This is a genomic window from Lyngbya sp. CCY1209 (assembly GCF_055795065.1).
Map to the genome: position 1 here is coordinate 25043 of NZ_JAYFER010000134.1, position 12198 is coordinate 37240.

At 57.8% G+C, this 12198-nt stretch carries 9 protein-coding genes and 1 pseudogene; 1 reads left to right on the top strand and 9 read right to left on the bottom strand.

Features of this window, described 5'->3' with window-relative positions:
* Nucleotides 1-12: 12 nt before the first annotated feature.
* The 5 genes from AC0QHF_RS01230 to AC0QHF_RS01250 form a co-directional block, all read right to left on the bottom strand.
* Complete coding sequence (locus AC0QHF_RS01230) at nt 13-879, bottom strand: GGDEF domain-containing protein (RefSeq protein WP_324702365.1); 867 nt, start codon at nt 877-879, stop codon at nt 13-15.
* A gap of 82 nt (nt 880-961) precedes the next feature.
* Nucleotides 962-1315, bottom strand: a complete 354-nt coding sequence (locus tag AC0QHF_RS01235; protein ID WP_324702372.1) for a slr1659 superfamily regulator — start codon at nt 1313-1315, stop codon at nt 962-964.
* 40 nt (nt 1316-1355) lie between these two features.
* On the bottom strand, nt 1356-1931 hold the full coding sequence (locus tag AC0QHF_RS01240; RefSeq protein WP_324702366.1) for a slr1658 family protein: 576 nt from the start codon (nt 1929-1931) through the stop codon (nt 1356-1358).
* Nucleotides 1932-2190: 259 nt separating this feature from the next.
* The gene (locus tag AC0QHF_RS01245) at nt 2191-4752 is read right to left on the bottom strand and encodes an adenylate/guanylate cyclase domain-containing protein (protein WP_324702367.1); all 2562 of its coding nucleotides are present in this window, start codon (nt 4750-4752) and stop codon (nt 2191-2193) included.
* 36 nt (nt 4753-4788) lie between these two features.
* Complete coding sequence (locus AC0QHF_RS01250; RefSeq protein ID WP_324702368.1) at nt 4789-5976, bottom strand: ABC transporter substrate-binding protein; 1188 nt, start codon at nt 5974-5976, stop codon at nt 4789-4791.
* Nucleotides 5977-6157: 181 nt separating this feature from the next.
* On the opposite strand from AC0QHF_RS01250, the gene AC0QHF_RS01255 reads away from it, so the two are divergent.
* Nucleotides 6158-7273, top strand: a complete 1116-nt coding sequence (locus tag AC0QHF_RS01255) for a glycosyl transferase (protein ID WP_324702369.1) — start codon at nt 6158-6160, stop codon at nt 7271-7273.
* 174 nt (nt 7274-7447) lie between these two features.
* Here the strand turns inward: AC0QHF_RS01255 and AC0QHF_RS01260 are convergent, their stop codons facing one another.
* The 4 genes and pseudogenes from AC0QHF_RS01260 to AC0QHF_RS01275 form a co-directional block, all read right to left on the bottom strand.
* On the bottom strand, nt 7448-9061 hold the full coding sequence (locus AC0QHF_RS01260; RefSeq protein WP_324702370.1) for an adenylate/guanylate cyclase domain-containing protein: 1614 nt from the start codon (nt 9059-9061) through the stop codon (nt 7448-7450).
* Between the two features lie 12 nt (nt 9062-9073).
* Entirely contained in the window at nt 9074-10588 is a 1515-nt protein-coding gene (locus AC0QHF_RS01265; RefSeq protein WP_324702373.1) for an iron uptake porin, read from the bottom strand.
* A gap of 244 nt (nt 10589-10832) precedes the next feature.
* The gene (locus tag AC0QHF_RS01270) at nt 10833-12014 is read right to left on the bottom strand and encodes a COP23 domain-containing protein (RefSeq protein ID WP_324702371.1); all 1182 of its coding nucleotides are present in this window, start codon (nt 12012-12014) and stop codon (nt 10833-10835) included.
* A 52-nt stretch (nt 12015-12066) separates the two neighbouring features.
* Nucleotides 12067-12198, bottom strand: a pseudogene (locus tag AC0QHF_RS01275) (reverse transcriptase N-terminal domain-containing protein); the annotation flags it as partial.

The window sequence follows — 12198 nt, forward strand, 5'->3', positions numbered from 1 at the left end:
AGTAGCGGTATATTACGGTCTGTTTCCGGAAGTTTCGCGGGTGTTGCGGTCGGCGACGGCGACGCGATCGCGGCCCCGGTTTTTGGCGGTATATAAAGCGCGATCGGCCGCCCGAATCAGGGTTTCGTCCGAGTCGCCGTGTACGGGAAAACTCGCCACGCCGATGGAGAGCGTCACCCCTTCGATGAAGGTGTAAGAATATTCGTGACACATTTCTTTGATGCCATGTCTGAGCCGTTCGGCCAGGTGGTAGGCTTCCTGGGTGGAAGTCGAGGGCAAAATGACGAGCAATTCTTCCCCCCCGTAGCGGCAGGCGATGTCCGACAGGCGGATGTGATTTTGTATGAAGCGGCTCACCGCCTGCAGGACGAAATCCCCGGCCTGGTGTCCCCAGCGATCGTTGAATCGTTTGAAGTGGTCGATATCGCCGAGGATCAGACTCAGCGGTTGACGTTGTTGTTTGGCTCGTTCCAGATGTCGGACTAAAGATTGTTCGAGATAGCGGCGGTTGAATAGGCCGGTGAGGGCGTCGCGGATGCTGAGATTGTGAGAAAATTCCTCCATCAAGTCGCCGTGGGTGGTGGTCGTCTCCAACATGATTTCCAGGTCCGTATTGGTCCGGGTGACGGCTTCGAGCAGGGCGCGGAGGTTTTTCTCGGAGGCTTTGAGCCGGACTTCGGTGCGGGAGCGCTCCGCGATTTCTGCCTGCAGGTGTCGGTTCGACTCGTGCAGTTGTTCTTCCACCAAATCGGCGTGAACCATCGTTGTTTCCAGCAGGATTTCCAAATCCGCTTTTTCCCGTCTGAGCGCCTTAATTTCTCGGCGCAATTCGTCGATTTCTGAGAGCAAATCGATCCGGCTTCGTTCTTCTTCCTGCATCCTCCCCATTTACTCCCTCGCAATCAAAATCTGAAATCGTCGATTTCAGATTTTGACGGTCTGACGGTTTCGGTGTCATCAATCACTGTACTTCCAACTCCAACGTCGGCATTAACCGTTGCAGATTTTTGAGGGATTTTCCTTGCCAGGGGATGCGGTTAGATGCCAACAAAATCAGGTGGATGGTTTTGTTTTGACGGACTTTGATCACGAACTTGGATAGCATATTGATGCCGGAACTGTTGAGAAACTCCAATTCCCGCAGGTTGAGGGTGATCGTTTTTGGTTCCAAAGCCAGCACGTCGTTGAGCAACTTGACGACGGGATTGGAGTCCTCCAGTCCGCTGAGTCTGAGGGAACCCGCCAGGGTGACGGTGGTCGTTTCGCGATCGTATTCGACACTGTAATCTTCGGTTTTGTATTCTGTAATTTCCATCGTTGCATCCTGCCAGCGTGTCTGTCTAAAAGCCATCAACTCAAATTTTCAGTTGGACCATTGTCGTGACGATAAGGGTCGATGAATCTTGCGGAATTTCCTCGAACTTCCAACCCAGTTGGGCGAGATAATCGTTGACCATCGTTAGATAACCCAAGCCCGACTGATGGTCGTTGTCGAGGTTTTTTTCGACCTGCCTAACGTACATTTCTTCTGGGTCGGAACTGAGCAATTCCCGGATATAATTCTGAAAGCCGGAGACGGCTCCGGATGAAATGCTGTTGGCGACGAAGAAAACCAAGTTTTCGCTGCTCAAAAAAAGCTGAATTTTGATGGGATACGATGAAGAATCATCGCTGAATTTCATCGCATTTTCTAATAATTCATTGGCGATAAAACTGACGGCACTTTTGATTTCTGATTGCCGGCTCAATCCCTCCGGGTCTTGCTCGGATTTTGGAAAAAATGTGGTGACGTAATCGGCCATAAAATTAGCCGACAGACCATTATTTCTCCACCGCTGCTTGAGGGGGATCGAACTGGGAGAAAATCCGATCACCAAAAATTCATTACTCGTACTCGGAGCATCGATATAGTCTCCAAAGATTTGTGCCATGATGCAATGCCGTGTCTTTCTGTCAAGAATTGCCATGAAATCAGTATATCTCGCAATCCTTCGGGGCGAGTCGCCGCCGGTTCGGCCCGGGGTTCTGAGAACGAGTCCGGGAAAAGCTGACACATCCGGGGTTTCGGGGGGGGAAGGGATGGGAATTGCGATCGCCGGCGCGATCGCAACCGTACACTCAAACTTCAAGCCTACCATCAATACGGGCGGTCTCTCAACTCCCCGGCTGGCCCCGGGGCGGGAAATGTCTCTAGGACAACATCCGATCGACGACCCGTTTCCAGTAAATTTGGGCGACGGCATCATTTTCATTTTCGGATAAGCACCCTTCCAACAGTCGGGCGGCGGCTTTAAATTCGTCCATATTGTAGAGTGCCAGCGCTCTCTCAAATTGCGTTTTGGTCGCCAACTTGGCCCGCCGTATCTCCGGCGGGTCGGCGTCGAAGATTTCAAAGACAGACACCATTTCCGACCGGCCCTTGATGGCAACTTTGTCAATGATCCGAAAGGAATATTCCTCGGGATTTTGCAGCCGCAGGAAGGTCTGTTGGCTCACCAACAGGGGGACGCGATATTTTTTGGTCAATTCTTCCAGGCGGGAGGCCAAATTCACGGCGTCGCTGATCACGGTGGTATCGATGCGATCCTGGCCGCCGACGATGCCCAACATCATCTCCCCGGAATTGATGCCGATGCCGATCTCGATGGGGGGGCGTCCGGGGCGGTGGCGGGTTTCATTGTAATCCCGGAGGGCTTCGAGCATGGCAATTCCGGCCCGCACGGCGTCGTCAGCTTTCCCCCCAAACAGGGCCATGATCGCGTCCCCGATGTACTTGTCGATGAAGCCGTAATTCGCCGTGATGGCGGGTTCCATGCGGGAGAGATAGGCGTTGATAAATCTGAAATTATCCGCCAAACTCATCTTTTCGGAGAAGTGGGTGAAGTTGCGGATGTCGGAAAACAGGATCGACATTTCCTGTTGCACGGCGTGCCCGGATTGCACCTCGACGATACTTTCGTAGCCGAGGAACGACAGAAACTGATTGGGGACGAAGCGGCCGGCGGCGTCGGTGAGTTTTTCTTGTTCGTCGAGGGCCAGTTCCAGATCGCAGTTGACTTCAAACATCTCCTCGATGAAGCTCTGCCGTTCCGCCTCGGCTTTCTTGCGATCGCGGATATCTTGGAAGGTGGCGATGGCGAAGGAAATGTCCCCGGACGAATTGTAAATCGGCGTCGCCCGGGCCTCCAGGGGGATGGTGCCGTCCGGCCGGCGGACTTCGATATCATCGAGGACGACATTTTCTCCCCGCAGGGCCCGAAACAGGGGCAGCTCTTCGCCGGGGTAGGGGCGGTCCGTCCCGGCGACGTAGCTGGGATAGATAATCGCCGTCTCGTCGTCCCCCGCCTCGGGCACGGCGCCGGGGCCGAAGAGGATTTGGGCGGCGCGGTTGGTGTAGTCAATGGTGCCCCCGGCGTCGGTCACCACCACCGCCAGGGGCATCACTTCCAAAAACTGGCGCAGGCGTTCGGTGCTGACCTGCAGTTCCCGGGCCAGGTCGAAATTTTCCGTCCGCAGGCGATCGTTGAGGAGGGTAATTTCCCGGTTGGCAATGCCGAGTTGGCTTTTTTGGAATTCGACGGTCTGTTTTTCGAGCTGCAACTGTTCCAGGCTCTCGTGCAGCTCGATTTCGATGCTCTCGAGTTGGGCGACCTTTTCCTGCATCCCGGCGTAGAGGTGGCGCAACTGGGCGGTCATGCGGTTGAAAGCGATCGCCAGGGTCCCCACTTCGTCCTGGGTCATGACGGGGGCAACGGGGGTGAGGTCGCCGTCGGCCACTTGGGTCGCCACCCGGGCAACCACTAAAATCGGCCGGGAAATTTGGCGGGCCAACAGGTACACGCCCAAGGTGAGGAGGGCGCTGCAACTGAATCCCACGGCGAAGATGATCCAGGCTAACTTCCGGGCCGGGGCCAGGGCTTCGCTGCGATGCATCTCGACGAGGAGGGCTAGTTCTTCCTCCGGCAACCAGCGGTAGACGCCGAGGACGGGAATTCCGGCGTAGTTCCGATAGATCCCCCGGCCATTTTTTCGGTCCGCGATCGCCCAGTCGATGCCCGGGCTGTGCAGCCCCCGGGGGAAGCCGTCCCGGCCGAATTGTTCGGCGGAAACGAAGGTCCGCAAATTGTCCACCAGGTAGGTTTCGCCGCTGTTCCCCAACCCCGTGTCGTCGAACACGATCTGGTCCATTTTTTGCAGGTTTAAATGGGCGGCGAGGACGCCGACGGTGTTTCCCTTCCCGTCTCCCAGGGGGGTGGCGACGGTCATGGCGGGCCGGCCGGTGGCGGAAGAGGGGTAGACGTTTTGGATGTAAGTGCCTTTTTTTCCTTTGATAAAATACCGATCTCTGACGCGATATTCCCCCTCGCGATCGCGGTCGGTGGAAAAGACGATTTTACCCCCCACCGGCGTCAGGACGAACACCTCCTGCAAATCGGGGCGCCCCGCCAAAGCCGAAGCCATGTACTCCTGCATCCGCTCGCGGGCTCGGACAAAAGCAGGGTCTGAGTCGTCTGTAGTCAGCAAAATTTGCGCTTGGGCGAGAATTCCGGGGAGTTGGGCGAGGGAGACGGTCGCATCGAGCTGATTTTTGACCCAGAGTTCGAGGGCTTCTTCTTTGAGGGTGGCGGTCACTTCCAGCCGTTCAAAGACGAGACTCTCAATGGAAGCTCTGGCCTGGGCGAATGCGATCGCCCCCACGCTGAAAACGGTAATGACGGACAGGAGTAAAAAATAGACAACCAGCCTTGACATCAGGCTTTTCGTCCAGAACTTCATCAGAATTCGCCCTCAGTCATCGGACCGCGATTCCGGATTCACCTGTTCGTACAAGACAGGTTTCCCGGATTGGAACTGTAGCACGACGACACTTCTGATCGGGTCGCCGTTCCCCTGAAATTGCAACGTTCCGGTCACACCCTCATACTTCTCTATATTAGCCAAACCGTCGCGGATGGATTCCGGATCGGCTCGACCTAGACGGGCGATGGCGGTCAATACCAAGCGGGTGGCATCGTAACTAAGGGCGGCTGCCGAGGAGGGCGGAGAACCGTAGGTTTTTTGATAGGTTTCGACAAAAGATCGGGCTTCCGGATTGTCTAGGGCGACGTTCCAGTTGTCGGTGAAAAAAGCCCCCTCCAATTCCGGATGTTCGGCGGAAGAGAGTCCCCCCCAGGTGTCGCTCCCCATCAGTTGGGCCGCTACGCCGAGCTCGCGCCCCTGTCGCGCCTGTCGGGGGACTTCGTTATCGTAATTGGGGAGAAATAAAACCTCGGCTCCGCTGTCGCGAATGTGTCGGAGTTGACCGCCGAAGTCCCCCTCGTCGGTGGTGTAGGACTCGAAGGCGACGACCCGGCCCCCGACGGCCTCAAATTCCTGCCGAAAAATTTCGGCCAGTCCCCGGTTGTAATCGCTGGCGATATCGTACAAAACGGCGGCGGTATTTGCCCCCAATGTTTCCCGGGAAAAACGGGCGATCACCCGGCCTTGAAAATCGTCGGTGAAGGCGACCCGAAACACGAATTTTTTGCCGGCGGTGGTGCGGGGATTGGTGGACCAAGAACTGACCGTCGGTATCCTGGCCCGCTCGGCGAGGTCGGCCACGGGGATGGCGATGCGGCTCAGGGGGAGTCCCACCAGGGCGACGACATTTTTTTCGTTGATCAGGCGGGTGGCCGCGGCTACGGCCTCGTCGGGACTGTCGCGATCGTCGGCGATCGCCAAAACCACCTTTCGTCCGGCGTCGCCGACTTCGATCCCCCCCGCCTCGTTGACTTCCGAAACGGCCAATCGTGCCCCCCGCAGGGTTGCTTGGCCTACCGTTTCCGCCAATTCTCCGCTCAGGGGGGCGATCAGGCCGATGGTGATGTCGGGGGGAGTTTGAGAATTCGGACGGCAGGCCCCAACCCACAGGGCGAGGCCGGTTCCCAGCCACAACAGAAACCGGCGACGTCGGATAGATCTCGGGAGGTAGGGCATGGCAATTCAGAAGTTGACAATCTGATACGAACGTGCTTCCTCCGGTCGGACGGCCGAAGTGCGGGACCCCAATTGATACGATCTGTTAGGTCTATTGTGACATTCTCCCGGGCGGGAGCGGTTGAAACCCGGAAATTCACCGGCAATATAATAGACCTCTGATGAGAAATGGAACCAACCCATGTCCAGACCCGCTATTTATATCGCCATCACCAATCACGGATTCGGCCACGCCGTCCGGGCGGCTTCCGTCGCAGCCAAAATTCAACGGCTTTGCCCCGACATTTTATTGTTTCTGGTGACGACCGCACCCCGGTGGTTATTGGAATCGTATATTTCCGGGCCGTTTGTGGTCCGTCCCCGGGCGTTTGACGTGGGGGTGATTCAGTCGGACAGCATCACGATGGACAAGGGGGCGACTCTGGAAAAATTGCGGGACATCCGCCGGCGGGAGCGATCGATTATGGCCGGGGAAGTGAGTTTTATCCGCCAAAATCGCATCGGTTTGCTGCTGGCCGATATCCCGCCCCTGGCCGCCCCCATCGCCCGGGCAGCGGGCATTCCCGGTTTCATGATGGGCAATTTTGGCTGGGATTTTATCTATCGGGATTGGGGGGGAGAATTCGGGGAAATCGCCGACTGGGCCGCCGACTGTTTCGGACAGTGCGATCGCCTGTTTCGCCTCCCCTTCCACGAGCCGATGTCCGCATTTCCAAACATTCGAGATGTGGGTTTGACCGGGGGCGATCCGCGCTACGATCTCTCCCAACTTCGGGGGGACTTCGGCATCGACACCCCCCCGGAAAAAACCGTCATGCTCACGTTCGGGGGGTTGGGTTTGGCAAAAATTCCCTATCAAAATTTGCGACAATTTCCGGATCATATATTTATCACGTTTGACAACAATTCTCCGGATTTGCCTAACTTGATTCCGGTCAGAAGTCGCATCCGTTCCGGGCAATTCTCCACGGATTATTCCCGCATCCGCCCCGTGGATTTGATGCCCCTGTGCGGGCGGGTAATTTCCAAACCGGGGTTCAGCACCTTTTCCGAGGCGTTGCGTCTGGATGTCCCCCTGGTGTCTTTGGTGCGGGAAGGGTTCGCGGAAGCCCCCCTGTTGATGGAGGGGTTACAAAACTACGCCCGTCACCAGATTCTTACATCCGGGGACTTTTTCGAGGGGGATTGGGACTTTCTCCGACAACCTTTCAACCCTCCCCGTCAGTCTCGATCTTTGGATAAAAATGGCGGCGATGCGATCGCCAAAGCGACAATAGAATTAATAATTAACAATTAACAATTATTGGGATCTGATATATAGCAACGATCGCTGGCGTGGTCACAGTTGAAATGGGGTCAGAAATCTTCAAACCCTTATATAAAAGCAGTTTGAGTTCCCTAATACCGACTGCCGACTCCCGACTCCCTTTCTACCATCCCAATGTCCTAACCGCTGGAGTCTGTTGCTATATTATTGCCGTCGCAACTGATAGATTCTCACCGGGCGATCGATGCCTTTGAAGGTGTAATCTCCCAGCATTTCAAATTGTTCGGGCGATCGCAATAAGGCGTAGGTCGCCGGACCCACCGCACACTGTCCGGGGGGGCAGATCGGCTCGATGCGGGCGGCGAGGTTGATCGTCCCCCCCAACACGGTATAATCCACCCGCTGGGAACTGCCCACGTCTCCCACCACGGCCCGACCACTGTTAATGGCAATTCGCAACTGCAGCGGTTCGGGCAACCCCCCCGTCGCGTTCAGTTGTTCCAGGCGATCGAGCATCCCCTGGGCTGCCGCCACGGCGCGATCGGCGTGGTCTGGCTGGGGTTCCGGGGCGCCGAAAAACGCCATGATACAATCCCCGATAAACTTGTCGAGGGTACCACCGAGGGCGAAAACCTCGTGCAGCATCTCCTCGAAAAACCCGTTCAGCAGGGCGGCGAGTCGGGCAGGGGGCAGGCGCTCGGACAGGGCGGTAAACCCGACGATATCGGCGAATAAAATACTGATCTCCGCCTCGGTGGAGGGCAGGCGGCCGTTTTCCAAAGCCCCGACCCGGATCAACTGCTGGACGACGGCGGGGGTGTGGTAGCGTTCGAGACGCTGGCGGATGGTTTCTTCCCGTCGCAACTTCTGAGTCAGCAACCAGCGTTGGACGCTGGCGGCGACCAAATTTCCCAAAGCCGAGAAAAAACTCAGGTCTTCGTCTCCTCCCCTCGTCCAATAGTCGAAGGAAAAGTGGGCGTCGGCGTAGAGTACCCCCACCACCTGATCTTCGTCCCAGAGGGGAACCGCGATGCAGGAGCGGATGTCCTTGACCAAAATACTCGGTTCGCTCTCAAACCGCTTGTCCTGCTGGGCGTCGGCGGTTTTGATGGCGACCTTATCCATAAACACCCGCTGGCAGATGCTGCGGCCGATCCAACTCCCGTCCTTCGGCATCGCCCGCTGTTCGGCCGGACTCTTGGCTGCCGCTTTGACGAGTTCGAGATGTCCGGTCCCCTGCAAATCGATCAGCAACGCCAGTCGTTCGATGATGGGGATGTCGTGAAAGATGACGGATTGAATTTGGGAGAAAATGGCGTCGATGGACTCGGCGCTGTTGAGACATTTGGCAATTTCGACGAGATCTTGCAGTCGGGCGACGGCGCGGCGGTAATTGCCGATATCCTCGTCGAATTGGGTGTTGCTCTGTATCCACTGCTGCTTGAGATCCTGAACCCGGCCGATCAGGTGGGCCCCTTCGACCACTGTCCCGATCTCCCGTCCGGAGTGGGTTTGGGTGTCGGGGGGGAGGACGTCGAGGCGGATCTGGTCCACTTTCACCCCGTCGCCCACTTGCAGGGGTTCGGTGCCGGTTACGGGGTGATCGTTCAAGCTGGTGCCGTTTTTGCTGCCCAGATCTTCGATCCACCATTGTCCGTCAGCGGTTTTGTAGATGCGGGTGTGGTGGCGGGAGACTTCGATAAAGGGCAGTTGCAGGTCACACTCAGGCGATCGGCCGATGATGAATTCGTCGCGATCGACGGAAATCAGCCGGTCGGGTTGGTTTTCGAGGAACAGCCGGAGCCTGAGTTCGGACATGGGGAAGAGTCGCTAAAAGAGAAATGTACTGCGGATCACGCCAATAACAATTGTGTCATTATTGGCATTGTGTTCGGGGTTGGTGACGACGAAGACACCCGGTGTCACCCAAAGGTAATCGCTGACGCGGAAGCGGTAGAACGTCTCGAAGTGCAGGGAGGTTTCTTCGTCTTCTCCGAGGGGGAGGTTGCGACCGGCCACCAGTTTGGGGGGTTGGCCGAAGATGAATGCGAACAGGTCGCCCTGCCGCCCGAAGGGTTCGGAAACCCCGACGGAAAAACTATAGGTGGTGGTGTTGGCGTAGGCATCGCTGCCGAGGGATTCTCCGAGCGTCACCCCTCCCCAGGTGGCGAGGGTGATTTGGCGGTTGATGCGCCACTGGAAGGAGCCGCCCAATGCATTAAATTGCATGGGTTCGTCGAGCAATCCGGAGGTGTCGGCGCTGAAACTGCCGGTGAGGGTGTCGAGGCGGCCGTTGGCGGCGTAGGCGTTGATGTAGGTGAGGCCGGCGAGGGTGTTGGCGGAGGGTTTGAGGAGCAGTTGCATCCCTAGGGCGCTGTGATCTGAGCCGCCGATCCCTTGGGTGGCGTCGGCGGTGCCGCGGGTTCCGTAGGCGAGTTGGAATCGCAGTTTGTCGAATACCAGCCAGTCGAAGCCGGCGCCACCTTCCAGGGCTCCGATTTTGAAGATGGGGTTGGCTTCGCCGAAGCGGGAAATGGCGCCTCGGCCGTTGTCGAAGAAGGGGGAGTTGGCGGTGAGGACGTTGCTGAGGCTGAAGCCGACGGGGCGGACGGTGAAGACGACGCGGTTGTTGAAGGCGGGAAATCGGTATTCAAGATAGTCGAGGAAGAGTTTGGCGTCGGTGTCGGTTTGGTAGGACAGCAGGGCCATGTCGCCGAATCCGGGGTTTTCAAAGGTGCCGGCTAATCCCCGGTTGTCGAAGTTGCCGGCGACGAAGCCGATGCGGAGGCGATCGAGGCCGCTGAAGGAGGAGACGGTGCCGAGGCGGAGGAGGTAGTGGAGGACGGCTTGGTGGTTGTCTCCGCTGCCGGGGGGATCGCCGCCGGCGGCGGTGGCGAAGCCGAAGATGGCTTCCCCGCCGAAGACGGTGGTGGTGGAGAATTGGTTGGCTTCCAATTCGGCGGTGCGGGCTTCGAGGGTTTCGACCCGGCCCGAGAGGGCGGCGAGTTCGGCGGCGAATTGTTCTTGGAGGCTTTGGAGGAGGGCGAGGTCGTCTCGGGTGACTCGATCGAGGACGGAGGAGGCGATCAGTTCGTTGACTCGTTGGAGGCAGGCGTTGAGTCCGGCGGCGAATTCGTAGCGGGTCATGGCCCGATCGCCTTTATAAGTCCCGTCGGGATATCCGGCGATGCAGCCGTAGCGTTCGACGAGGGACTGGAGGGCTTGAAAGGCCCAGTCGGTGGGTTGGACGTCGGAGAGTTGGGAGACGGAGGTGACTTGTCCTTGGACTTCTACGAGGTCGTCGGGGGGCGGGTCTTCGGGGAGTTGGGCGACGATCGCCCCCATTTCCCCATGGGCTGTGATCTGGGACTCCGACTCCTCGGCAGCGACGGCGGAACCCAGGCCGGCGGACGCGATCGCCAAAACGGTCAAGAGGCTCCCCCCCAACAATTGGGTCATCACCCGAAACTCCTCACACATGATATCTGCCCGTTGATAGTTGAATCGATCTTTCCACTTATCTTAGGACTCGGGACGGGTTTCGCCAAGATCGGGCGATTATCGCCCCCACAGGTACTCCCGATTCCCCCTACCAAATCCCTCCGCCCGGGGTGGGGTCGGCGGGGGTTGTCAGTTGTTCGGGTTCCGGAGCCGGGGCGGTTCCGGTTTCGACGGGGGTGGTGTCTAAAAATTGTCGGAAGTCGATGTAGACTCCGGTATCGTCTTCGCTCTCGAACAGGGGAGAACTCGCCCCCGTCCGCACGTCGAACAGCCGTTGCACGGTATCGGCCGGGTCAGACCCCGGTTTGAGGGTGAACAGGACGCGATCGCCCCCGCAGGGCATCCCCCTATCGTTCGCCACGCAGATCACGTTCTGGCGGTTGACGATGCCGTGGGTGATGTAGTTGAGCCAACCGAGGCGGTAAAAGTTTTGAAATCGGGCCGACACGGCTCGACAGCGCTGTTCGGGGGTGTAGCCGGAATCGCTGAAATAGTCGGAGTACCACTTCACCACCGGCACCCGACCTCGGGGGGTGACGGCGTAGGTGGTGAATAGGTTGTCCGTGCCGCGATCGCAGATAAACTGAGTTGGGGACACTGCCGGGGGTTCGGCTACGGCCGTGACGGAGGAGTTGTCGGTCGTCCCCGAACTCGACCCCCCGCCGGCGGTTCCGGAATCGGAGGTCGTCGCGCCCAGGGGTACGAGTCCCGGTGGCAACAAGACGCGATCGATGGTGACGATCACGCTGTCGTTGGGGCCGGGAATGGGCAGGCGATCGGCGTTGGCGTCGTTGAGCATCAGTTGGGCCGCTTCGGGGTCGCCGCCGATGCGGACGGTGTTGCCTTGCCGGGTGAGGATCTCACCACTTTCCACCTGTTCGCGGGTGATGCGGCCGGCGACGAGGTGATAATTTAATATTTCTTGCAAGATTTGGCGGTTTTTCGGCTGCAGGAGGTCGTCCCGGATTGCCGGGGGCAGGTTGGCGAAGGCGTCGTCCGTGGGGGCTAAAATGGTGTAAGTTTGACCGGCGAGTTCTCGACTCAAACCCGCTTCCCGCAGGGCTTTGGCAAAAGTTCTCAACTGCTCCTGTTGGGCGATCGTCTCCACCAACCCCAGGTCTTCCTCCGATTCGTAGTAGGAGGACATGGGATTGAAAAAGCTATAGTAAGGATAATATTGCGCCCAAGCGGGGGCGACCACTTGCACGGCGATCGCGCCGACCGCCAGGCCGAGGACGACTGACAAATGTTTAATATTGATAATATTCATTGTTTGTTCCCAATAATTGGATAGGTCAACGGCTGCATCCCATCACGGCTGAGATGGCGAACCTTTGCTTCGGAGATATTGATACCACTCCGTCCACTCCGGCTGTCTTCTTGCCTTGGTTATCTTGGGTCACACGCCTTACCGCTAAGAGCCTTGCGTAGTATGACTTCAAAAGGAGTCTTTG

Coding starts and splice junctions, on each gene's coding strand:
- AC0QHF_RS01230 (WP_324702365.1), bottom strand. CDS start 879: ATGCAGGAAGAAGAACGAAGCCGGATCGATTTGCTCTCAGAAATCGAC.
- AC0QHF_RS01235 (WP_324702372.1), bottom strand. CDS start 1,315: ATGGAAATTACAGAATACAAAACCGAAGATTACAGTGTCGAATACGAT.
- AC0QHF_RS01240 (WP_324702366.1), bottom strand. CDS start 1,931: ATGGCACAAATCTTTGGAGACTATATCGATGCTCCGAGTACGAGTAAT.
- AC0QHF_RS01245 (WP_324702367.1), bottom strand. CDS start 4,752: ATGTCAAGGCTGGTTGTCTATTTTTTACTCCTGTCCGTCATTACCGTT.
- AC0QHF_RS01250 (WP_324702368.1), bottom strand. CDS start 5,976: ATGCCCTACCTCCCGAGATCTATCCGACGTCGCCGGTTTCTGTTGTGG.
- AC0QHF_RS01255 (WP_324702369.1), top strand. CDS start 6,158: ATGTCCAGACCCGCTATTTATATCGCCATCACCAATCACGGATTCGGC.
- AC0QHF_RS01260 (WP_324702370.1), bottom strand. CDS start 9,061: ATGTCCGAACTCAGGCTCCGGCTGTTCCTCGAAAACCAACCCGACCGG.
- AC0QHF_RS01265 (WP_324702373.1), bottom strand. CDS start 10,588: ATGGGGGCGATCGTCGCCCAACTCCCCGAAGACCCGCCCCCCGACGAC.
- AC0QHF_RS01270 (WP_324702371.1), bottom strand. CDS start 12,014: ATGAATATTATCAATATTAAACATTTGTCAGTCGTCCTCGGCCTGGCG.